We start from the raw sequence: 23,679 nt of genomic DNA on the forward strand, positions 1-23,679 counted from the left end.
ATTAGTATACTATACAATCTAACAACATAACAACATAGTAGTTTGTGTAAAATATGACATTCACATAAACATATGTTTTGAATATATCCCTTGACATCAGGTATACAAATAAATTAATATAAACCCATAGAATTAGTTAAATGAATTGAACTATTTTAGGAGATGAATATTTTGATTGAAAAACATTTTGAATATATAGCAAATTATTTATGGCAGCAGTCCATGAATAATATTAATTTAATTTTATCAACTGAAGAAAAGAAGCAGTTTAACATAACGGACTATTATTATTTGACAACAATATATAATATGGAAAATCCAAATCTAGGAGAGATAGCAGAAAAATTAAAACTGACTAAACCAGCAATATCTGCATTGGCTAAGAGATTAATAAAAAATGAACTAGTTGAAAAAGTAAAATCAGAAGAAGATGGAAGAATTTATTATTTAAAAGTTACGAAGAAGGGGATAAAGATAATAGAAGGTGACAATGCAATCTATAAGCAATTCGCTAATTTAATAAGTGAAATTACATCGGAGGAGAAATTAGAGGAGTTAAGTATTCTTTTTAGTAAGGTTGTTAAAGTATTAAAAAGTAAAGAATAATAGAAAAAACAAATTTTTTTATAAATTTAGTTAAATGAATTTAATTAAATTATTTGAATTAATATGTAAGGAAATTAAAATCTAAATTTAGAATCTTATATCAAAATAGGAGAAGTGAAAATGAAAATATTAAAGCAGTTTTTTTTAGTCACAGATATTGGTTTTATAGTTTACTGGTTTATTACCTTATTCCATCTAATTCCACAGAGCTTGCTATTTAAAGATTATGAAAATCCTATTTTAGTATCATGGAATTAGTCATTCTTACCGCTTGATTTATTAATTTCATTAACAGGATTTATTAGTTTGTATATGTATTACACAACAAATGAATTATGGAAAAAATTTAGCTTGATTTCACTTGTATTAACTTTTTGTTCAGGACTTCAAGCCATTTCTTTCTGGACTATGAGATATGATTTCGATTTATTGTGGTGGATTTTTAATCTGTATCTAATGATATATCCATTATTTTTTATAAAAAGTTTATTAACGGATACTATTGAGTGAGGTGTATTATGATAAGTTGGATTTATTTAATTTTTGCAATAATATTTGAAGTTTCAGGAACTATATCAATGAAGTTATCAGATGGGTTTACAAATATAAAATATGCAATCGCTATGCTAGGCTTTTATATATTAAGCTTAAGCATGTTAACATTAGCTTTAAAGAAAGTACCAATTGGAGTTGCATACGCAACTTGGTCAGGCATTGGGATAATACTGCTGTCAGCTATCGGGATTATATTTTTTAAGGAATCAATTAATCTGCAGAAGATAGTTTTTATAGGACTTATAATAATAGGAGTCATAGGATTAAATTTAACATCTACAATACATTAATATCAATATAAAAGAAGTTTTGTTAGAGACATGTAGAATAGGAAAAAGAATAATCTATTCTATCATGTCTATTATTTTACGATTTTTAGAAAATAATAGACATGATATGTACTTTGTTCTCATTGCAAATGAATATATAATTTATATTTTTATTAGATCCATTAGCAATTTTTTTGAGATGAGATAAATTAAATGTTATTTTCAGGATAAACTATACACAGTTTGTTTATAGTAAGTAAAACTGCTATACAAAAGCAGCTTGAGTATGAAAATTTAGAAGATAATGCTGGAGGCAGGAAATGAGAGTTACAAATCCAGAAGAATTGACAAAAAGAATAGAGCAAATAAGGGAAGCTCAAAGAGAATTTTCAAAGTTTTCCCAAGAATAGGTAGATGAAATATTTAGGCAGGCAGCCATGGCAGCGAATGATGCGAGAATTACTCTTGCTAAAATGGCAGTAGAAGAGAGCGGAATGGGAATAGTAGAAGATAAGGTAATAAAGAATCACTTCGCAGCTGAGTACATATATAACCAATATAAAGATACAAAGACCTGTGGAGTTATATAGAGAGAGGAAATGTTCGGAATAACTCATATCGCTGAACCTATAGGGGTGATAGCTGCAATCGTGCCAACAACAAACCCAACATCAACAGCTATATTTAAAACATTGATTGCATTAAAGACAATGCATTATTAATAGATGAAGTAATCAGATTTAATGCAACAGATGCACCAAGAAAGCAAGCTGCATTCCCACAATATAAATATCCAAATGCAGGATGGAGATATGCTAGAATTGCGGATTATTTAAATTTAGGAGGAAATACAGAAGAAGAAAAGGTTGAATTATTAATTAAAGCAATAGATGATTTAAAGGCCAAAGTTGGAATACCAAAGAGCATAAAAGAATTTGGAGTTTCAGAAGAAAAGTTCTATGCTTCAATGGATGAAATGGTTGAGCAGGCGTTTGATGATCAATGCACAGGTGCAAATCCAAGATATCCTTTAATGAGCGAAATTAAAGAGATGTATATAAAATCGTATAATGTCAGCAATAAATAAAAACGATAAATGATAAATAAAAATAAAAGAGCTATATCAATACAAACAAGTAATCTTGATACAGCCCTTTCATTAATCTAATTATATAATCTCAAAAGTGTTTTATGCAGCTCTCATAGTTGAATCATTAGCATCTCTATCTCTATTCTTTTCATTGTTTTCTTCAATAAAATCTCTAACAACCTTAATAGTTTGTATTATTAAAGTTGGAATGAAAGCAAATAAGTGAACTAGTAGTAATTCATTAGTAGTAAGTGGAGTTATTTCAAATAATCCTTGAAGTGCTGGTATAAGTAAAACTGCATTTACAAGTACAACACCTGATATAAAGGCAATCCAGCTGAATTTATTATTGAACACTCCAAGAGCAAAGATAGATTTTTTACCTCGGCAGTTAAATCCATGGAATAATCTAGCTAAACATAAGGTACTAAATGCCATAGTCATTGCAAGCCCATGGCTTCCTGTAGCTAAACCAATGTGGTAAGAAATCATAGTGAATATTCCAATCAGCAAACCTTGACAGGAAATATCTATTATAAAATCTTTAGTTAAAATAGATTCTTTAGCATCCCTAGGTTTATCTTTTAAAACATCTTTTTTAGATTTCTCCATACCAATTGCTATAGCAGGCAAACTATCTGTTAATAAGTTTATGAATAATAAGTGTACGGCTGCAAATGGAACAGGAAGTGCAAATATTGATGAATATAGTACTGCAAGAATTCCAGAAGTATTACCTGAAAGTAGGAATTTTATTGAATTCTTTATATTAGCATAAATATTTCGCCCATTAGTAACTGATTTAACAATAGTAGCAAAGTTATCGTCTGTTAAAATCATTGAAGCAGCATCTTTTGAAACTTCAGTACCTGTTATACCCATTGCAATGCCAATATCAGCTTGCTTTAGTGCAGGAGCATCATTAACACCATCCCCAGTCATAGCTACAATTTTACCTCTATTTTGCCATGCTTTTACTATCCTTATTTTATGCTCTGGAGATACTCTTGCGTAAACGGAAATGTGATTTAATTTTGAATTAAGTTCGTCATCAGACATTTTATCAAGTTCTAAGCCTTCTACAGCTAAGTCACCATCTTGCAATATTCCAATTTCTTTAGCAATAGCAGAAGCTGTAATCTTGTGGTCTCCAGTAATCATAATTGGCTTGATAGAAGCTTTAATACAATCACTAACAGCTGCTTTAGATTCTTCTCTAGGTGGATCAATCATTGAAATTAAACCTAGGAAAGTATAATCATATTCATCATCTAAAGTTAGTTCTTTATTCTCATTAAGCGCTCTATAAGCAAATGCTAAAACTCTTAGTCCTTGAGAGGATAATTCTCTATTAACATTATTTATATTGATCTTATCATTATTAGTAAAGTTTGCTACGCCATTTGAAGTTTTTATTGAAGTTACTCTATCAAGTAATACATCAAGAGCACCTTTAGTAACCATTATATATTTTCCATCAATTTTGTGAAGGGTACTCATAAGTTTTCTATCAGAATCAAAAGGAATCTCTTTAAGTCTTGGGTAATTATTTCTACATTCAATTTCATTTAAAGAGTATTTATGACCTAAGTTTACTAAAGCAACTTCTGTTGGATCTCCTATCTCAGCACCATCTTTTGAAGTAGAATCGTTACATAGCACAGAGCTAGTTAAAAGGAAATTTGAATCAGAATTTTTGAAATCTATTTTAGTACTATCAATTAACTTATTATCAACGAAAATCTTTTTAACAGTCATTTTATTTTGAGTTAATGTACCAGTTTTATCAGAACAGATAACAGATACACATCCAAGACCTTCAACAGCTTTTAGCTTTTTAATGATAGCATTCTCTTTAGCCATTGATTGTGTACCTATGGCAAGTACAATTGTAACTATTGAGCTAAGGGCTTCAGGAATAGCAGCAACAGCAAGAGCAACAGCAAACATTAATGAATCTAATAGATCAACACCTCTATACATACTTAATCCAAATACAATAACACAGATACCAATTATCCCAAAGGCCAATTTCTTAGAGAATTCATCCAAGGAAATTTGAAGAGGGGTACTTTTTTCTTGAGTTTCTTCCATAAGGGTAGCTATTTTACCAAGCTCAGTATTCATACCAGTATTAGTTACAAGAATAGTAGCACGTCCATAAGTGACTAGTGAACTAGAGAAAACCATATTTTTTTGATCACCTAAAGCAACCTCATCTTTATCAATAACCTCAGAGAACTTGTCTACATTTTCGGATTCACCAGTTAATGAGCTCTCATTAATTTTAAGAGAGAAGTTTTCTAAAATTCTACCATCAGCAACAACTAAGTCTCCGGCCTCTAATATCAAAATATCTCCTGGAACTACAGTTTTAGAAGGTATTTCAATTTTAACTCCATTCCGAATAACCTTAGCATTAGGCGCAGATAGCGCTTTTAGACTAGCTAGAGATTGTTCAGCTTTAACGTATTGAACAGTGCCTAAAATAGCATTCATAGCTATAACAGCTAAAATTACAAAAGTACTTTCCATATTTCCAGTCATAGCTGAAATTATAGCAGCAGCAATTAATATGATTACTAATAAGTCCTTAAATTGTTCTAGAAATACAGATAAAATGCTTTTTTTCTTTTTTTCATTTAAGGTGTTTTCGCCTACAGAGTCTAATATTTTATTAGCTTTTTCGCTCGTCAGCCCCTTTAAAGTCACATCGAAGGTTTTAAGAGATTCTTCTACTGTTTTAGAAAAATATTTTTTCATTATGGCATCTTCCTTTCAAAGAAAAAATTTAATAAGTATATAATTAGCTAAAGTCTATAAAGTGAACATTTTCAGGTAGAGTTTAACTCTGACTGAATTTAGTTGGACATATACCCTCAAGTGGTACATCGTCCAGAAATGTACAGTTGTTATACCCAATTGAAGAAGAGTTGTTACTAATGATAGATATTGGATAAATTAACAACAAAAAAGACTTTTAATATAACTTCAAAAATTTGAAGTTATATTAAAAGTCTCGTTACCTGTTAGGGTATATAACACCAGACTAACAATATAGTCGCGATTGTTGATGTTATATTTATAACTACTCCCTTTTAATGTAGTGATTTATTTTATGTAATTATTATAGCATTTTATATAGTTTTAGTCAACACACTAAGAGTTATTTAGTACTATATATTATTTATATTTCACAAAAATATAAATAAGTAAATTATAGTTTAAGGTATATGTAAAATTATAACTATTGTTATCATATTGGTTAATATGTATAATTATAACTGCACACGTTAACAATGTTATGTTATGTATGTAATTATATATTTAAGCCATAGGGGGACGTTGAAGTGAGATTAAAAAAAGTAAAAGATGTAAAAATCATAAGGAGTATAATTATAATAGTAATTTTATCTTTGATATCAACAATTACTATTGGAGTTTTGGGTTATTTAAATACATCTAAAATGTATGATGCCAACTTGACAATGTATAATAATGTTATTCCAAAACTTAGTGATTGGGGTGATGTTAATGGAAGTATGGGTGTTTTAAGAAATACTTTAACCAAAATAATAGATAGGCCATTTGATGAAGCAAATGAAAAAACAATGCTAGAATTAAATACAAATATAACAGAAATAGTAAATAGGCAGGCTAAAGAATCAGAAAATAATTCAGAAGAACACCAATTAGTTATGAAATTTGAAGAAGAATATGAACAATATTATTCGTACATACCTGATATTATTTATCAAAGAAAACAAGATTTAACTCCAGATAAAAAGATTACAAATGATGCTATGGGGGTATATGGAAATCAAATTGCTCAAGATAATAAGGCATTGGTTCAACTTCAAAAGGATAAAGCTACAAATGAGATTAATAAATCTATGAGTGCATATAGAAAAAATATATTTATGTTTATAAGTATATTGAGCGTATCAATTCTGACTCTAGCGTTTATGTCAACATATATAATATTCATGATTAAGAATTCAATTAAAGAATTTGTACATAAAGTTTCAATCTTATCAGAAGGAAATTTCACTGTAAAGTTTGATACTGAATCCGCAAACGAATTTGGAGTGATGCAGAATGCATTAAGCAAGACCATAACATCTATTGCATCAATTATATATACAGTAAAGGAAGATTCGAGCCTTGTTACAGAACAATCAATAGAGCTTTCAAGGGTTTCAGAAAAAATGAAGCATTATATAGGAGATGTATCCAGTTCAATTCATGATATAGCAGAAGGATCTAATGAACAATCTGAAAGACTTATGTCAATAAACAATAATTTAAGTTCTTTTAGTGATAAATTAGATTCAATAACAAGATCTGTAGAGAAAGTGGATAAAAGCACTATTAATATTAGTAATGAAGCCAATATTAGTGATGAAAGATTGAGAAATATAGGTATATCGATAAATGAAATTGCAGAATCTTATAATGAAGCACAAAGGAAAGTTAATAAATTAAGCCTAAGTGTAAATAAAATAACAGAAATAACTAATATGATTAATGAAATAGCAGATGAAACTAATTTGTTAGCCTTAAATGCAGCTATTGAAGCGGCAAGAGCAGGTGAAGCAGGTAAGGGATTTTCAATTGTTGCAGATGAAATTAGAAAATTAGCAGAGCAATCTAAAAGTTCATCAGAAGATATTAATAATTTGCTAGGTGACATAAGTTCCGAAACTAAATTAGTTGAAGAAACAACAGGTATTGCTAACAAGAAATTAGAGGAGCAGATTCATACAATAGCATCAACTATAGTTTCATTTAAAGAAATAGTAGAATCTATAGGTGATATAGTACCTCAAGTTCATGAGATAAATGATGCAATAGTTGATATTAATAATAGAAAAAATAATATAGTAGAAAATGTGGAATTATCATCTGCTGTATCGGAAGAAAATTCGGCCGCATCTCAGGAGATATCCGCATCAGCCAATGAAATGGATAATTCAGCATATAAGGTATCTAAATCAGCAGAAGAATTGAAAGATATAATGCAGCAGATTACATCTCAAATTGAGAAGTTTGTTCTTTAATATAAAAATAATTAAATATAGATAAATATCAATTTATCATTGGAATCTCTATGCTGTTAAAATTATAGAGGTTCTCATTTTTATTATAAATTTAAGAAATTTAAGATATAGCAACTAAGAATAAACGACTTGATTAAAAAACTAGAAATTCCATTGATGTAAGTTTTTATGTGATTAAGTTTATTATTTAAGTTATAATATATAATAGTATTTATTGTGTATGGAGGTTTTTTTATGATAGGACTTGTACTTGAAGGCGGAGCATTCAGAGGATTATTTACAGCAGGTGTGTTAGATGCATTTTTAGATATAAAGGCAGAAATAAAATATATAGTAGGAGTATCTGCAGGTGCCACTAATGCATATTCTTATGTCTCTAGGCAAAGGGGAAGAAACTTAGAGATAATGGAAAGATTTATGGATAATAAGAGGTATATCAGCTATAGAAATTTAATTAGATGTAAATCTCTTATGGATTTAGAATTTGTATTTGACGAGATACCTAATAAGCATTGTCCATTTGATTATAAGGCGTTTTATGAATTTGATGGAAAGATGTTAGCAGGTGCTTTTAATATTGAGACTGGAAAGAATGAGTACTTTGATAAAGATTTATTGGATAAGAGAAATTCAATTCTTAGAGCAAGCATAGCGATACCATTAGTATTTCCATTTGAAAAGATAGAAGGACAATATTACGCTGATGGAGGCCTTTCAGAGCCTATACCAATTAATAAGTCAATAGAGGATGGTAATGACAAACATATAATAGTATTAACAAGGAACGAGGGGTATAGAAAGACAAAATCTAAAGCCAATGAAGTAACTTATAGGCTTTATAAAAATAAGTATCCAAAGCTTGCAGATGTGCTAAAAAATAGGCATATTAAATATAATGAGCAACTTGATTACTGCAAAGAATTAGAGGAAAGTGGGAAAGCATTTATAATAAGACCAAGTATAAGTATGGATATAAGTAGATTTGAGCGAAATAAAAGTAAACTAAAAGCAATATATCAAAATGGGTATGATTTGATTATTCAAAATAAAGAAAAAATACTTAAATATATTGGATAGTATTTAAATATAATATTTTAGAGAAGTATTTTCAAATAGATAAATTATATATATTATGAATGTTTATAAATAGAATAGAATGAATTATAAAATCTACAAATGTAGGATTCTAGCTGTTTTTGATGTATAATGTACTAATAAAATATAAAATTTTAGACAATAAAGCGAACAAGGGAGATATATATGTTTACATCCAATAGCAAAACACCTAAAGTATATCATCAAGTTATAGAACAAATTAAGAACAACATAAAAAGTGGTAAATTAAAAAAGGGAGATAGATTGCCATCAGAAAGAGAAATGTCAGAATCTCTTGGAGTATCACGTGCATCCATAAGAGAGGCATTGAGGGCATTAGAAGTGGTAGGTCTTGTGGAAAGCAGGCAAGGCGCAGGAAATTATATAAAAACTAATTTTGATAATTCATTATTTGAACCTCTTTCTGTCATGTTTATGTTACAAGAAAGTTCAATTGAAGAAATGTATGATTTAAGAGAAACGCTGGAGCTTCGTTGTGCTAGGTTATCCGCTAAAAATATAGAAAATAATGAGCTAGAGCTTTTAACAGCAATATTAGATAGAATGTATATAGCAGAAAATGAGGACGAGAGTCTTGAACTTGATATTAAGTTCCATTATTTAATTGCAAAAACCTCAAGAAATACTTTACTTATAAATGTTCTTGAAGTTATATCTCAGCTTATGGATGAATTCATTCGAAAATCAAGAGCGCAAATTTTACATACAGGAAAAACTAGGGAGAATTTATTAGAGATTCATGAGAATTTAGTAAGAGCTTTGAAATGCAGAGATGCTAGTAAAGCTCATAATGCTATGGTAGAGCACTTTGATTTAATTCGAGGATCCTATGGGTATAAAAAATAAAAATATATTGTTTTAAAAATAAGATGGATAAAAGATAATCGTCAGTAAGGTTATTTTTTTTATCCATTTTATTTTTGTTATATTTTAAACAAAAAATGCTTAAATACGATTAATTAAAAATATAAATTAAATTTTTAATAAATTTTATATAAGCAAAAAGATATAGAATATGAGGCACTAAGGAGTATATTGGAATAGAGTCAATGTAAACATTTTCTGTTAAATAAATAACAATACTTTACAAACTATATTTTGGAAAGTATAATTAAATTGAAATTGGTCATACCAATTCGATATTGGTATGACATGTTGGAAAAGAGGAGGAATAAATTAGTTTTATTATGACTCTAGCAAAAACTATTATATATAGCGGAATAATTAAACTGATATTGGATTTTATCAAAGAAATAAATTGAAGTAATTTTTAAAAGTTTGTTTATTCCACATTGTTTTGACAAAACTACTACTATCACTTTGCCAATCAGTGTTTGGAATTTAAAATACAGTTTTAGGAGGAAGTTATCATGAATATTTTAGTTTGCATTAAGCAGGTGCCAGGAACATCTAAAGTTGAGGTTGATCCAGTTACAGGAGTTTTGAAAAGAGATGGCATAGACTCCAAAATGAATCCATATGATTTGTATGCTCTTGAAACAGCTCTTAAGATTAGGGAGAGTGAAGGAGGAACTGTTAAAGTCTTAAGTATGGGACCTAATCAAGCTTTAAGCGTAATTAAGGAAGCTTACACAATGGGAGCTGATGAAGGCACATTATTATCAGACAGGAAATTTGGAGGAGCTGATGTTTTAGCTACATCGTATACAATAGCTCAAGGCGTGAAAAAGATGGGGGATTTCGAACTTATTATTTGCGGTAAGCAAACAACAGATGGAGATACAGCGCAGGTAGGATCTGAAATGGCTGAATGGTTAAACATACCACATGTAGCTAACGTTAAGGACATAGTTAAAGTAGAAGACTCAACAATCACAGTTGAAATGGATATGCCAGAAAGTATTGAAACAGTAAAGATAGCGTACCCATGTCTAATCACTGTAGATAAAGGAATTTTTGAACCAAGGTTACCTTCTTATAGAAAAAAACTTTCAACTAAGGACAGAGAAATAAAAATATTAAGCCTAAAAGATTTTGATGATAAAGATGAGAAGAATTATGGACTTAATGGATCACCAACTCAAGTAGAGAGAATATTTCCACCAGAGGTTAATAATGATAGAGAAATGTGGACAGGCAGTTCTGGTGAATTAAGTGGAAAAATGGGAGAGAAATTAAAGGAATTGAAATTTATTTAGGTATTAAATATTAGTAAAGATATCTCACAAAGATAATTAAAGGGGAGAATGCGTTATGGCAAAGTTAGTAGTAAATCAAGAGAAAATATTAGATATTGATGAGTTAATTAAAATATGTCCTTTTGGTGCCCTTGAAAATAATAATGGAGTTGTTGAAATAAGTGGAGCATGTAAAATGTGCAAGCTTTGCGTTAAAAAGGGGCCTAAGGGAGCTGTTGAATATATAGAGGAAGAAGTCAAAGAGATAGATAAAAGTATTTGGAATGGAATAGGCGTTTATGTTGATCATGTAGATGGAGAAATACATCCTGTTACTTATGAGCTAATAGGAAAGGCAAGAGAATTAGCAGGAAAGATAAATCATCCAGTATATGCTGTATTTATCGGAAATAATATTTCTCATAAAGCTGAAGAATTATTACACTATGGTGTAGATAAGGTATTTGTATATGATGACGAGGAATTAAAGTATTTTAGAATAGAACCATATACAGCTGCTTTCGGAGATTTTATAAATAATGTAAAACCAACAGCGATTTTAGTTGGTGCTACAACTATAGGTAGATCTTTAGCGCCAAGAATAGCTGCTAGATTTAAAACTGGACTTACAGCAGATTGTACAATATTAGATATGAAGGAAAATACAGATTTAGTTCAAATTAGACCGGCATTTGGTGGTAATATAATGGCTCAGATAGTTACTCCAAATTCTAGACCTCAATTAGCAACTGTTAGATATAAAGTTATGACAGCTCCAAAAAGAAATGATGATATTTCAGGAGAAATAGTAGAATGTTCTATAGATAAAGAAAAACTTTTATCTAAAATTACAGCGCTTAGTATAAAGAAAAAAGATGCTGAAGTAGGAATAAGTGATGCTGAAGTAATAGTTGCAGCAGGAAGAGGGATTAAATCAGAAAAGGATTTAGAATTAGTAAAAGAATTAGCTAAACTTTTAGGAGCAGAATTTGCATGTACTAGACCTCTAATAGAGGCAGGCTGGGTTGATGCAAAGAGACAAATTGGATTAAGCGGTAGAACTGTAAGGCCAAGACTTATTATAGCTTGTGGAATATCTGGAGCAGTTCAATTTACAGCTGGAATGAATAATTCAGATTATATATTTGCTATAAATGCTGATGATAAAGCACCAATATTTAAGGTTGCTCACTATGGAGTTGTTGGAAACTTGTATGAAATAATTCCAGAATTAATAGAAAAAATAAAAATGGCTAAGGAGGCATAGGTGATGAGTTACAAAGAAGTTGAATTAAAAGATTATGAATATATATTATCTATAGCAGAGAATGATTTGGAGAGAGTTTTCTTTAGAGAAGAAATAAATGAAGACTATAGCCATGATGAATTAGGCGGGATTAAGAAAATGCCTGATATAGTTATTCAAACTATAAGTGCTGATGAAGTTTCAAAAGTAATGAAATATGCCTATGAGAATAATATTCCTGTTACTCCAAGGGGATCAGGAACAGGACTTGTTGGAGCAGCGGTTCCACTTAAAGGTGGAATAGTTATAGATCTTAGCAGAATGAATAAAATTTTAGAATTAGATGAAGAAAACCTTACTCTTACATTAGAACCGGGAGTATTACTTATGGAGATAGGTAAATATGTTCAGGAATTTGACTTATTTTATCCACCAGATCCAGGTGAAAAATCAGCAACAATTGGAGGAAATATAAGTACTAATGCAGGAGGTATGAGAGCTGTAAAATATGGAGTAACTAGAGACTATGTAAGAGGACTTGAGGTTGTATTACCAAATGGTGATATAGTAAATTTAGGAGGAAAAGTAGTTAAAAATAGCTCTGGATATGCACTAAAAGATTTAATTGTTGGTTCAGAAGGAACTTTAGGAATAGTAACAAAGGCTATTTTGAAATTGTTACCACTTCCTAAAAAGGCTTTAAGCTTGCTTATTCCTTTTGAAAGTCTCGAAAGAGCGATAGAGACTGTGCCTAAAATAATTAAATCTAAGTCAATACCAACAGCAATCGAATTCATGCAGAGAGAAGCGATACTTGCTGCAGAAGAATTTTTAGGAAAAAGTTTTCCAGATAAATCATCTGATGCATACCTATTATTAACTTTTGATGGAAATTCCACAGAAGAAATTGAAAAGGATTATGAAAACGTAGCTAATATTTGTTTAGAAGCTGGAGCTTTAGATGTATTAATCTCAGATACTGAAGAAAGACAAGAATCAATATGGTCAGCTAGAGGTTGTTTCCTTGAAGCAATTAAAGCATTAACTACTGAAATGGATGAAGTTGATGTTGTTGTTCCAAGAAATCAAATAGGAAAGTTTGTAACCTTCACTCATGAACTTGAACGTACTGCTAATATAAGAATAAAAAGCTTTGGACATGCAGGTGATGGAAATCTTCATATATATATATTAAGAGATGACCTTGACCAAGAAGCATGGGAATCTAAATTAAAAGAAGTTATGCAAATAATGTATAATAAAGCTAAAGAATTAGATGGCCAGGTGTCAGGAGAACATGGAATAGGATTTGCAAAGAAGGGATATTTAAAAGAATCACTTCCAAGTGAATGTATTGGAATAATGCAAGGAATTAAATTAGCTTTTGATCCTAAGAACATATTAAATCCAGGAAAGGTATGTGAATAGAATAAAAAAGTATTTAATTTGAATACTAGCAAATTATAAATATAAGTAATTTAACTGAGCTTTATTTACAAATCAAAGCTGTCTTAAAATAGAAATTTAATTTCTATTTTGGGACAGCTTATTTTTATACATAAAAAAGCAAACTCATAACAATATACCTTTTTATGTATAATTTATTTATAGCTAAAGAATAAATTAATACAGAAGAATTATAAAATGTCATTGAGATTTATAAATTAATAGTTCTCATTAAAAGAAAAAATTAAAATGAATAAAACCTTTTTACTAAATTAATCCTCTTATATTATAGGAGCTCCAAAAGGAAGAGAGGTGCAAAGATGGATATAGAAGAAATAGTAACGCGTTGCAAGCTCGGAGAGAAGGAAGCATTTCGCGAACTTTTTCAAATTGTAGAAAAAAAGGCGTTGGCTACTGCATATTTTTTATCAGGAAATAGAGGAATTGCTGAAGACATACTCCAAGAGACATATATGAAATGCTTCATGGAAATAAATAAACTTCAAGAGCCACAAGCGTTTAAAGTATGGTTTTTTAAGATTCTTATGCGAACAGGCTGGAAAATGACAAAAAAGCAGTCAGAGTTAGTTCCGTTAGAAATAACATCAGAAAATGAAGGTTTATTTTTTGATGAGAATCAAGAAAAAGAAAACATAATTGATAGATATGAGATAAAACATGTAATGCGGAGTGCAATCAACAAATTAAGTCCTAATTTAAAAACAGTTGTTATTCTTTATTATTACAATGATATGACAATGGAAGAAATTTCAAAGGTTACAGGTTGTTTTAAGGCCACGGTAAAATCACGGTTGTTTTATGCCAGAGCTGCTTTGAAGAAGCAGTTAGCCAATTGCTTTGAGGTGGAAAGCGGGATGAGCATAGTTAAATAGAAAGGAGTCTAATTAAAAATGAAAGATAAGGGTTATTTGGATAAGGTAATAAAGAGTGCTATAGATGATAGTATTTTTAATATTAAAGCTTCAAGAGATATTTTTAATGAGGCTTGGAATAATAAGGAGAAAGAAATGGGAAAGAAAAAGTATTTTAGTATAAAAAATATAAGAAAAGAAGTGTTAGTTCCTATATGCTGTGTATTATTTGCTATTATTGGTGTTTTTACATTTTCACCAGGAGCAAGGGCTGCTGCGCAGGAAGCATTGAAGACAATATTTTTACTTGATAAATCAGGTAATATTATTGAGAGATCAGAAGATGAGGCAGTTGATGATGTTACCGTTGGAGGTTTTGAGATAACGGATAAAAACAAAAATGAGATAGAGGGGAAATTTGGATTTGAATTTGATTTTCCTGAAAAGGTTGGGAATTTCTCCATTACGGAAATTGCAGGATATCCTGTGTCTCCAGTAGCGATGATGACTGTTAAAGATTTGAAATATAAAGATGAAGAAAACTCATTAGATAAGTTTAGAAAAGCAGTAGGAGATGATCAAATATTTAATGAGCTTAGTAAAGATTATAAGATTATAAGAAACATTTGTGAATCATATGAAGATAGTGAGAAACATAAATTTTTCATATACTTATCAAAATTTAGTGAGGATTCAGAAATGAATAGTGTTAAAGAAACAACTATTGATAATATAAAATGTAGAGTTTTGGAAGAAAATAGGGCTAAATATGAAAGAAGTGAGAATGGCGATGATGTGACAAAGAAGCCTATTAGTGTTAACAAAATATATTATATGGTTTGGCATTATAATGGAGTAAGCTACAGGATATACATTGGAGAAAATTCTGCAGATATTGATGTAGCAACACAGTTTGCAAAAGATTATATAAAGATTCTAAAACAAGAATAGAAAAAACAAAAGGTAAGGGAGTGATCTCTTACCCTTTGTTTTGAAAGGGATATATGAACTTTAATAAATATAATATAAAATCTATGATTTATAGAATAAGTTAGGAAATTGAACCTTTAGGTATTTAAGATTAAATAATCTTCTTTAAACAAATCAGTATTATCTTAATAAAACTGTATGAAATAATAAAAAATACATTGAAAAATAATTTGAAATAATATAAAATAGGAATATAGTAATAATAAATGATAATAAATAAGCGGAAAGGAGAAAGAAAAATGGATGAATTAGCAATGTCTCGAAGAATTAAAAATTTAAAGCAGAAGATGTTATCTGAAAAAAGATATGCATCTATTGAACAAGCACTTATAATAACTGAAACTTATAAAGAGAATGAAGATAATCCAGTTATTATAAAAAGAGCATTAGCATTAAAGAATTCTCTTTCAAAATTAGAAATTGGTGTTGATGATGAAGAGTTAATAGTAGGTAACCGTACTAAAGGGGTTAGATATGGTGTTGTTTTTCCAGAGAGCGGTAGCTCATGGATTGATAAAGAATTTGAATCTCTACCAACTAGACCTCAAGACAAATTTAATGTGAATTTAAATGATATAGAAACATTTCGAAAAGTGATTAAACCATATTGGGATGGACACTCATTAGAGGATGTCATTAGACAGAGATATGGAAAAGAAATTGATGAAATTGCAAAAGTGGTAAAAATAAATCAAAAAGACCATGCTCAAGGGCATATTTGTCCAAATTGCAGAGAGTGGCTTGCTTTAGGCCCAGAAGGAATTAAGCAAAGAGCCATTGAAAAAATGAAGAATTCTACAAAAGAAAGTAAGGAATTTTATGAAAGTGTAATTATTGTTATGGAAGGTGCTCAAGAATTTATGATGAGATACCATGACTTAATGAAAGAAAAAGCTGAGTCAATCTGCGATGAAGAATTAGTAGCAGATATGCTTCAAGTTGCAGAGATTTGTAAGAATATCTCTAGAAGGCAGGCACAAACTTTCCATGAGGCGGTGCAAGCAATTTGGTTTTTATTTGTTATACTTCATATGGAATCAAATGCATCATCATTCTCACCAGGAAGAATGGATGAATTTTTATATCCATATTATAAAAGAGATATACATCTTGGAAATATAGATGATAAAAAGGCTTTAGAAATAATTGAATGTCTTTGGCTTAAGTTCAATGAAATAGTTTATTTAAGAAATTCTCATAGTGCTAAATTTTTTGCAGGATTTCCTATAGGATTTAATATTGCAATTGGTGGCCAAGATGAAAAGAGTAATGATTTTTCAAATGAATTATCTTTCTTATTCCTAAAAGCTCAAGAACATTTAGGTCTGCCACAACCTAACTTATCTGTGAGACTTCATAAGAACACATCAGAAAAACTATTGAAAGAGAGCATAAAAGTTGTGGCAAAAGGCAGTGGAATGCCGCAGTTCTTTAATGATGAATCAGTAGTGCCGTCTATGATAGACTTAGGAATTAAAGAAAAAGATGCAAGAGACTATGCAATTGTTGGATGCGTAGAGCTTACAACTCAAGGTAATAATCTTGGTTGGAGTGATGCGGCAATGTTCAATTTAAATAAGGTTTTAGAGATCACTCTAAATGGTGGAAAATGCTTAATTTCAGGAGATTCATTGTCTCAAGACTTAGGTAATCTAACCACTTACGAAAAGTATGAAGATTTAGAAGAAGCATTTGCTAAGCAAATAGATTATTTCATTGATAGAATGATTTTAGCTTGTGAACAAGTTGAAAAAGCCCACATAGATGTTTTACCTTCGCCATTCTTATCGTCAGTTATTGACGACTGCATTGAGAAAGGTGTAGATGTTACTGCAGGTGGAGCAGTATATAATCTGTCAGGAATTCAAATGATACAAGTTGCAAATTTAGCGGATAGCTTGGCAGCAATAAAACTTTTAGTATATGATGAAAAGAGAATTTCTAAAGAAGAATTGTTAAAAGCTCTTCAAAATAACTTTGAAGGATATGAAGTGATAAGGGCTATGCTATTAAATCGTGCACCTAAATACGGGAATGATATTCAATGGGTAGATGAAATTGGTGCTAAGTGGGCAAGATATTTCAATGGAAAGCTTAAATCTTATACAAACTATCGTGGAGGTAAATATCATACGGGAATGTATACAGTATCTGCCCATGTTCCAATGGGTGAAAATGTAGGAGCATCTGCAGATGGAAGATATGCAAAGGCACCTTTAGCTGACGGTGGTATGTCACCTGTATATGGAAGAGATATTGCAGGACCTACTGCTGTTTTAAAGTCTGTATCAAAATTAGATAATGTATTAACTACTAATGGTGGTTTATTAAATATGAAGTTCTTACCTGAGTTTTTTAAGAATGAGATTGGACGGGATAAGTTTGCAAGATTCTTAAGAACCTTTGTAGATTTAGAAATACCACATATTCAATTTAATGTTTTACGTAAAGAAGATTTATTAGCAGCGCAAAAGTATCCTGAAAATTATCGTAGTTTAACTGTACGTGTAGCGGGATATACAGCATATTTCACTGAACTTGCAGGAGAATTGCAAAATGAAATTATAGCAAGAACAAGTTATGGGGATATATAGCCTATGGAAAAAGATTATTCGTCTTTAACAGGAAAGATTTTTGATATAAGAAGATTTTCAACACATGATGGAGAGGGAATAAGAACAACGATTTTTTTAAAAGGATGTCCGCTTAAATGTGTTTGGTGTCAAAATCCCGAAGGTATTTCTCCAAAGGAACAATTAATTCATTTTGAAAATAAATGTATTAATTGTGATCTATGTATTAAAAAATGCTCTAATCAATCAGTTATACGAGAAAATAATAAAATATGTGTTGCTCAAGATAAATGTATAGATGAACAAAATGAAATTGTTACAGATATTTGTCCGACTGGTGCGTTAACTATGGATTCTAAAAATTATACTTTAGATGAAGTTATAGAAATAGCACTGAAGGATAAAGCGTTTTTTAAATATGGTGGTGGGGTAACTTTATCTGGTGGAGAACCATTGTACCAGAAAGAATTTGTAGTTGTATTACTTAAAATGTTAAAAGAAGCTGGAATAAATACAGCGATTGAAACATCTTTATTCGTCCCTACTGAATATATAATAGAAGCGCTACCGTATCTAGATACAATTTTTGCAGATTTAAAGGTATTTGATAATGATAAGCATAAGATTTCTACTGGCGTAGGTAATGAACTAATCAAAAAGAACATCAAGTTTATTTTAGAAAGCAATAAGAAAGATAATGTGATTATCAGAACTCCACTAATACCTCAATTTACAGCAAATAAAATTAATATTCATGATATAAGTGGATATATTTCAAGCATTTACTCAAAAGTAAGGTATGAACTATTAAATTATAATCCACTTGCAAAATCAAAATACAACTTAATCAATAATTTAGATTATTGTTTTGAAGAGAATCCTAAAATGTATACTGAGACTCAAATGGAGGAATTTTATGATATAGCTTATTCAGCAGGAATAAGAAATTTAGTTAAGTAGTTGTTTCGGATATTCATTGATTGCTGAATAAAAAGGTATAAATAAAAATGTTTTTATTTTAAAATTCTAAAATTCTTAAGAATATATATTGTTTAGAATATTACAATATAAGAATATACATTCTTGGAATAGAGTATTGTTTTATAGTATTTATAACGCATTTACTTAATTTAAGTATAGAAATTAAAAAGAGAGAGGGAGAAGAAAAAATGTTAATGTTAATTGATGATGCAAACTTAGATGAAATTAAAAGGATTTATGAATTTTACCCATGTGATGGGGTGACAACTAATCCATCTATTCTAAAAAAACAAGGTGGAAATCCTATGGAGGTATTAAAAGCAATTAGAGAATTCTTACCAGAAGGGGCACAATTACATGCTCAAGTTGTATCATTAACTGCTGAAAAAATGGTTGATGAAGCACAACATATGATTGAAGTACTTGGAAAGGACACTTATATTAAAATTCCTGTAACACCTGAAGGAATAAAAGCTATGAAATTATTAAGTAAGGAAAATGTAAATATTACAGCAACAGCTATTTATACTTCGATGCAAGCCTTCATGGCAGCAAAAGCAGGGGCAAGATATACAGCACCTTATGTAAATAGAATTGATAATATGGGAGCTGATGGAGTTCAAGTTGCAAAAGATATTCATGACATGTTTAAAATGCATGGATTAAATTCGGATGTATTAGCTGCAAGCTTCAAAAATTCACAACAAGTTTTGAATTTATGCAAGTATGGAATTGGATCGGTTACAGCAGCACCAGATGTAATAGAAGGATTAATAAAACATGATGCAACTAAAAATGCAGTAGATGTATTTACAAAAGATTTCTATAGCTTGGTTGGTGAAGGGAACACAATGGAGGGGCTATAATTCAGGAAGAAGAACATTTAAGGGAAATAATTTATTGTTCTTTTTACTATAGACTCACACATACAAATATTTTGACATATAATGAACTAGTATCATTACATGGAGTTGAAAATGCGTGATATACGGGCTGATTTTAGCTGGAGGTAAGGGCAGTAGACTATATCCTCTATCAAGAGCCGATCAACCAAAACAATTTTTAAAGCTAATTAACGATAAAAGTTTCTTAGTTAATACTGTTGATAGGATAATGCCATTAATAGACAGGGATAATATTTATATTGTAACCAATATGGACTACAAAGAAAAAGTTAAGGATGAACTAATAGGAATTAGAGAGGAAAATATTTTTGTAGAGCCTGCTAATAAAGAAACTGCAACTTGTATAGGTTTGTCTGCAGTAAAATTATTAAAACAAGATGCTAATGCAGTAATGGTTGTATTACCATCAGATCACTATATTCAGGGTGAGAAGAATTATATAGATACTTTATCACAAGCAATAGAAATGGCAAATAGGAGAAGGTGTATCGTTACACTTGGGATTGAACCTAGTAGACCTGAAACAGGATATGGATATATAGAAATGGGGGAAAGAACTGCTGGAAGCATACCAACTTATAGAATTGCAAGGTTTACAGAAAAACCAAATTCAGAGGTAGCTAAAGATTTCATATTAAAAGGAACTTATTTATGGAATTCTGGGATGTTTATATTTAGGGCCGACGTTATACTAAGAGAAATAGAAAAATACTTGCCTAAATTGCATAAATCACTGATGGAGATATATAAAAATTTAGGAGAGGAAAATGAAGAGAGTGTTATAAAAGACCAATATGAACTTATAGACGGAATTTCTATAGACTTTGGGGTTATGCAAAGAACTAGAAAAGCCTATGTTATTAAATGTGATTTTAGTTGGGATGATATGGGAAGTTTTGGCGCTTTAAGTAGGCTACTGAGCACTTATAGAAATAATAGTATATCTAAGAATGTTTATATTGACGATTGCGAGAATTGCTCCATATTTGGGGACAAGAACCTGATAATTGGGTTTGGAATAAAAGACTTAGTTGTAGTAGATGCTGGAGATGTTATTCTTGTAATGGATAAAAATAAGGATCAGGAAATAAAACATTTATTAAATAGGCTCAACGAAAATAAAGAATATAATAAATTTCTATAGTAAGTAAGCTGTTTCAATATATCTTAATGATACTGAAGCAGCTTATTTATCTTTGGAGATGCACTTAGAAAGCATGTGCAAGTTAGAGTTAGTATATAAGGAAACCATATGAAATGTATGCTTAAAATATATTAAACTAATATTTTTGCTAATATAGTTTAATACGTTATGAGCTTTGATATTCTTGGGTATTAGCACATATAATACTTGAAGAAATCGATTAATAAAGTGTTGTAAATTTGAATCTAGAGTATTATTATAAATATACAAAACAAATTTAATTTATAAAAAAATAACGAAACGCCTAAATGAGGGTTTCATAAAATATAAAATTTAATATGCAGAGGATGTGATCAAGCATTGATGATCAATACTCACAAGATTATGGCAGAAAATATTATAAAATATGCTAATACAAAGAGTATTTATTTAATTAATAATAAAAGATTCATATGGGGGAACGTGAAACCTGATTGTGCGCCTAAATATAAATTTAAGAAGCATTATTTTAATGAAAGTATAAATATGATTATTGAAAAGATTATACATTTATCATCATTATCATTGGAAGAAATATACTATAATATGACAATTGGTAAGTTTAGTGAAGAGCTTGGAGTAATATGTCACTTTTTATGTGATTTTTTCTGTGCACCACACTATTATAGATGGGAATTTAAGAGTACGAGTGCTGTAAAGCATCATATGATGTATGAGAAAAATTTAGCTAAGGTAGCTAAGTCGTTCGATCCGACAGGAATTATAAATACACATGTAGATTCAAGTAATATAGAAGAGTTTATAATGCAGCTACAGAAGCAATATGATGGAACTATAAATTATTATAATGATTTAACCTTTTCGTATTATGTTTGCGATAGCGTATTAAATATGATATTGAACAATGTGTTTATCAATGAAAATAAGGTGATTAAAGTAATTTAATTTCTTAAGATAAGAAATATTTCAAAATGGTTGAAAAATTATTTTGAAATATTTTTTTGATTTTGTTAAAAGGCATAAAATTTTATAAAGATATTATTTAATATAAACAAAAATCATAATGTTAAAATAAAATTCTTGAACACATGTTTAAGTATTGATATTGTTATTATATAGAAAAGGTTAAAAATAAAGCGGTTTAAATTAAAAAAAGTGGTCAAAATATAAAAAAGTAAAATTTCATAGTAGTGAGTTTTCTGGAGACTTCTGTTGCTTATCAAGAGAAATTTTAAATTTATAGGCACTTTTGAATAAATAATTTAATTAAGCTTGACATAAAAATATAGAAATATGGTAGAATTATAAATTATAGCAATTAATTAAAATTTAACAATGTGAATATAATTTTAAAATTGATTGTTAATAAATAGACTAATCATAATTAATAAAAGTCTAAATAGTAGTTATATAATTTAATTTGATATAAATATTATAGGGTCGAAAAATATAAAAGTATTGAAATAGGAGAAAGTAGATATGGAAAAGCATAAAAATATATCGATGGCAGTTATCAAAAGGTTGCCTAAGTATCATAGATATCTTGAAGAACTTATGAAAAATGAGGTGGACAGAATTTCTTCAAAAGAATTAGGAGAAAAGATTGGATTTACTGCATCACAAATTAGACAAGATTTAAATTGTTTTGGAGACTTTGGACAACAAGGTTATGGATATAATGTTAAGGAACTATATACCCAAATTAGCGCTATATTGGGATTAGACAGAGGTTATGAAGCTGCACTGGTTGGTGCTGGAAATATAGGGCAAGCAGTTTCGAATTATTCTAGATTTGAAAATTTAGGATTTAAAATAACAGCAATATTTGATGCAAATCCTAAATTAATAGGAATGAAAATCAGAGATGTAGAAATAATGGATATAGACGAAATGGAATCCGTACTAGAAGAACATAAAATAGATATTGGTATAATTTGTGTTCCTAGAAAAAATGCTCAAGTTGTTGCTGATGAATTAATAAGGGGTGGAGTAAGAGCAATTTGGAATTTTGCTCCTGTAGATTTAGTAGTTCCAGATCATGTGAAAGTAGAAAATGTACATCTAAGTGAAAGTTTATTGACTTTAATTTATTTATTAAATGAGAGTGAAAGTTAAAAATATAATAAATATATGCAATATATTATTTAAAGCTTGTTCAAAAAATAACAGATTAAATATATATATTTGTTTTTAGAAATAGATTTAAGAAAAACTTATTCAAAAGCTTTACATGAATAAAGTTTTCTTCTCTGTTTGGCATGAAAATAGATATATACCTTTGATCAGTTATTTTTTTCATATACTTAAAAACTTATATTAATAACGCAATATTTTATTGCAAATAATCTAGGAACGTATTATAATTTTAATTGAGGCGTGAAGTCTTGATATTTTTTTAAACTTATTTGTTATATTATTAACAATTAGGATAAAAAATATCAAAAATAGTGTGAAAATTAAAAAAATAAGCAAGTTTGAAGGAGGTCCTTAGAATGGAATTAAAAAATGTTATTCTTGAAAAAGAAGGGCATTTAGCTATTGTTACAATCAATAGACCAAAGGCATTAAATGCATTGAATTCAGAAACACTAAAAGATTTAAATGTTGTTTTAGATGATTTAGAAGCAGACAACAATGTGTATGCAGTTATAGTTACAGGTGCTGGTGAGAAATCTTTTGTTGCTGGAG

The 23,679-nt window shown here is 29.5% G+C and carries 19 protein-coding genes and 2 pseudogenes; 20 read left to right on the forward strand and 1 reads right to left on the reverse strand.

Going from position 1 to position 23,679, the window contains the following annotated elements; translation table 11 throughout:
- Positions 1-162 precede the first annotated feature (162 nt).
- From L3B96_RS22645 to L3B96_RS22665, 5 genes and pseudogenes are all read left to right on the forward strand, one after another.
- Entirely contained in the window at positions 163-606 is a 444-nt protein-coding gene (locus tag L3B96_RS22645; protein WP_236887883.1) for a MarR family transcriptional regulator, read from the forward strand.
- Positions 607-726: 120 nt separating this feature from the next.
- A pseudogene (locus tag L3B96_RS22650) lies at positions 727-1,116 on the forward strand (DUF5360 family protein).
- Between the two features lie 11 nt (positions 1,117-1,127).
- A complete protein-coding gene (locus L3B96_RS22655) occupies positions 1,128-1,451 on the forward strand; it encodes a multidrug efflux SMR transporter (protein WP_077854406.1) in 324 nt (107 codons plus the stop codon).
- A gap of 299 nt (positions 1,452-1,750) precedes the next feature.
- Positions 1,751-2,140, forward strand: a pseudogene (locus L3B96_RS22660) (aldehyde dehydrogenase family protein); the annotation flags it as partial.
- A 23-nt stretch (positions 2,141-2,163) separates the two neighbouring features.
- Positions 2,164-2,517 carry an iron-containing alcohol dehydrogenase gene (locus tag L3B96_RS22665; RefSeq protein ID WP_238900661.1) on the forward strand — a complete coding sequence of 118 codons (354 nt, stop codon included), beginning with the start codon at positions 2,164-2,166 and terminating at the stop codon, positions 2,515-2,517.
- 102 nt (positions 2,518-2,619) lie between these two features.
- On the opposite strand, the gene L3B96_RS22670 is transcribed toward L3B96_RS22665, so the two are convergent.
- A complete protein-coding gene (locus L3B96_RS22670) occupies positions 2,620-5,283 on the reverse strand; it encodes a cation-translocating P-type ATPase (protein WP_238948652.1) in 2,664 nt (887 codons plus the stop codon).
- A 587-nt stretch (positions 5,284-5,870) separates the two neighbouring features.
- Here L3B96_RS22670 and L3B96_RS27515 point away from each other — a divergent pair.
- The 15 genes from L3B96_RS27515 to L3B96_RS22745 form a co-directional block, all read left to right on the forward strand.
- A complete protein-coding gene (locus L3B96_RS27515) occupies positions 5,871-7,580 on the forward strand; it encodes a methyl-accepting chemotaxis protein (RefSeq protein ID WP_238948653.1) in 1,710 nt (569 codons plus the stop codon).
- 234 nt (positions 7,581-7,814) lie between these two features.
- Entirely contained in the window at positions 7,815-8,657 is an 843-nt protein-coding gene (locus L3B96_RS22680; protein WP_011967658.1) for a patatin family protein, read from the forward strand.
- Positions 8,658-8,840: 183 nt separating this feature from the next.
- Complete coding sequence (locus L3B96_RS22685; RefSeq protein WP_011967659.1) at positions 8,841-9,542, forward strand: FadR/GntR family transcriptional regulator; 702 nt, start codon at positions 8,841-8,843, stop codon at positions 9,540-9,542.
- A gap of 524 nt (positions 9,543-10,066) precedes the next feature.
- The gene (locus L3B96_RS22690; protein ID WP_011967660.1) at positions 10,067-10,855 is read left to right on the forward strand and encodes an electron transfer flavoprotein subunit beta/FixA family protein; all 789 of its coding nucleotides are present in this window, start codon (positions 10,067-10,069) and stop codon (positions 10,853-10,855) included.
- A gap of 55 nt (positions 10,856-10,910) precedes the next feature.
- Positions 10,911-12,101, forward strand: a complete 1,191-nt coding sequence (locus tag L3B96_RS22695; protein ID WP_017209921.1) for an electron transfer flavoprotein subunit alpha — start codon at positions 10,911-10,913, stop codon at positions 12,099-12,101.
- A gap of 3 nt (positions 12,102-12,104) precedes the next feature.
- Entirely contained in the window at positions 12,105-13,508 is a 1,404-nt protein-coding gene (locus tag L3B96_RS22700; protein ID WP_011967662.1) for an FAD-linked oxidase C-terminal domain-containing protein, read from the forward strand.
- Between the two features lie 338 nt (positions 13,509-13,846).
- Complete coding sequence (locus tag L3B96_RS22705; RefSeq protein WP_039772615.1) at positions 13,847-14,419, forward strand: RNA polymerase sigma factor; 573 nt, start codon at positions 13,847-13,849, stop codon at positions 14,417-14,419.
- Between the two features lie 18 nt (positions 14,420-14,437).
- Entirely contained in the window at positions 14,438-15,349 is a 912-nt protein-coding gene (locus tag L3B96_RS22710) for a hypothetical protein (RefSeq protein WP_238900654.1), read from the forward strand.
- A 278-nt stretch (positions 15,350-15,627) separates the two neighbouring features.
- Complete coding sequence (locus L3B96_RS22715) at positions 15,628-17,982, forward strand: formate C-acetyltransferase/glycerol dehydratase family glycyl radical enzyme (protein WP_238900655.1); 2,355 nt, start codon at positions 15,628-15,630, stop codon at positions 17,980-17,982.
- 3 nt (positions 17,983-17,985) lie between these two features.
- On the forward strand, positions 17,986-18,921 hold the full coding sequence (locus tag L3B96_RS22720; protein ID WP_238900656.1) for a glycyl-radical enzyme activating protein: 936 nt from the start codon (positions 17,986-17,988) through the stop codon (positions 18,919-18,921).
- 209 nt (positions 18,922-19,130) lie between these two features.
- Positions 19,131-19,808, forward strand: coding sequence for a transaldolase family protein (locus tag L3B96_RS22725; RefSeq protein WP_011967667.1), 678 nt, complete (start codon positions 19,131-19,133; stop codon positions 19,806-19,808).
- Between the two features lie 115 nt (positions 19,809-19,923).
- Positions 19,924-20,991: a mannose-1-phosphate guanylyltransferase gene (locus L3B96_RS22730; RefSeq protein WP_011967668.1), complete on the forward strand. Its 1,068-nt coding sequence runs from the start codon at positions 19,924-19,926 to the stop codon at positions 20,989-20,991.
- Between the two features lie 363 nt (positions 20,992-21,354).
- Positions 21,355-21,936, forward strand: a complete 582-nt coding sequence (locus tag L3B96_RS22735) for a zinc dependent phospholipase C family protein (protein ID WP_171788808.1) — start codon at positions 21,355-21,357, stop codon at positions 21,934-21,936.
- A gap of 534 nt (positions 21,937-22,470) precedes the next feature.
- The gene (locus tag L3B96_RS22740; protein ID WP_011967670.1) at positions 22,471-23,106 is read left to right on the forward strand and encodes a redox-sensing transcriptional repressor Rex; all 636 of its coding nucleotides are present in this window, start codon (positions 22,471-22,473) and stop codon (positions 23,104-23,106) included.
- Positions 23,107-23,483: 377 nt separating this feature from the next.
- Positions 23,484-23,679 (forward strand): enoyl-CoA hydratase-related protein (locus tag L3B96_RS22745; RefSeq protein ID WP_238948654.1); only part of this gene is annotated, 196 nt, incomplete at its 3' end.

It is taken from the genome of Clostridium sp. YIM B02569, from assembly GCF_022320765.1.
Lineage (GTDB): Bacteria > Bacillota > Clostridia > Clostridiales > Clostridiaceae > Clostridium > Clostridium beijerinckii.

What these genes read in the sequence shown, in the direction of transcription:
- L3B96_RS22725 (WP_011967667.1), top strand. Translation starts at nt 19,131, where the DNA reads ATGTTAATGTTAATTGATGATGCAAACTTAGATGAAATTAAAAGGATT.
- L3B96_RS22690 (WP_011967660.1), top strand. Translation starts at nt 10,067, where the DNA reads ATGAATATTTTAGTTTGCATTAAGCAGGTGCCAGGAACATCTAAAGTT.
- L3B96_RS22740 (WP_011967670.1), top strand. Translation starts at nt 22,471, where the DNA reads ATGGAAAAGCATAAAAATATATCGATGGCAGTTATCAAAAGGTTGCCT.
- L3B96_RS22695 (WP_017209921.1), top strand. Translation starts at nt 10,911, where the DNA reads ATGGCAAAGTTAGTAGTAAATCAAGAGAAAATATTAGATATTGATGAG.
- L3B96_RS22705 (WP_039772615.1), top strand. Translation starts at nt 13,847, where the DNA reads ATGGATATAGAAGAAATAGTAACGCGTTGCAAGCTCGGAGAGAAGGAA.
- L3B96_RS22685 (WP_011967659.1), top strand. Translation starts at nt 8,841, where the DNA reads ATGTTTACATCCAATAGCAAAACACCTAAAGTATATCATCAAGTTATA.
- L3B96_RS22700 (WP_011967662.1), top strand. Translation starts at nt 12,105, where the DNA reads ATGAGTTACAAAGAAGTTGAATTAAAAGATTATGAATATATATTATCT.
- L3B96_RS22710 (WP_238900654.1), top strand. Translation starts at nt 14,438, where the DNA reads ATGAAAGATAAGGGTTATTTGGATAAGGTAATAAAGAGTGCTATAGAT.
- L3B96_RS22715 (WP_238900655.1), top strand. Translation starts at nt 15,628, where the DNA reads ATGGATGAATTAGCAATGTCTCGAAGAATTAAAAATTTAAAGCAGAAG.
- L3B96_RS22645 (WP_236887883.1), top strand. Translation starts at nt 163, where the DNA reads ATGAATATTTTGATTGAAAAACATTTTGAATATATAGCAAATTATTTA.
- L3B96_RS22680 (WP_011967658.1), top strand. Translation starts at nt 7,815, where the DNA reads ATGATAGGACTTGTACTTGAAGGCGGAGCATTCAGAGGATTATTTACA.
- L3B96_RS22735 (WP_171788808.1), top strand. Translation starts at nt 21,355, where the DNA reads ATGATCAATACTCACAAGATTATGGCAGAAAATATTATAAAATATGCT.
- L3B96_RS22720 (WP_238900656.1), top strand. Translation starts at nt 17,986, where the DNA reads ATGGAAAAAGATTATTCGTCTTTAACAGGAAAGATTTTTGATATAAGA.
- L3B96_RS22670 (WP_238948652.1), bottom strand. Translation starts at nt 5,283, where the DNA reads ATGAAAAAATATTTTTCTAAAACAGTAGAAGAATCTCTTAAAACCTTC.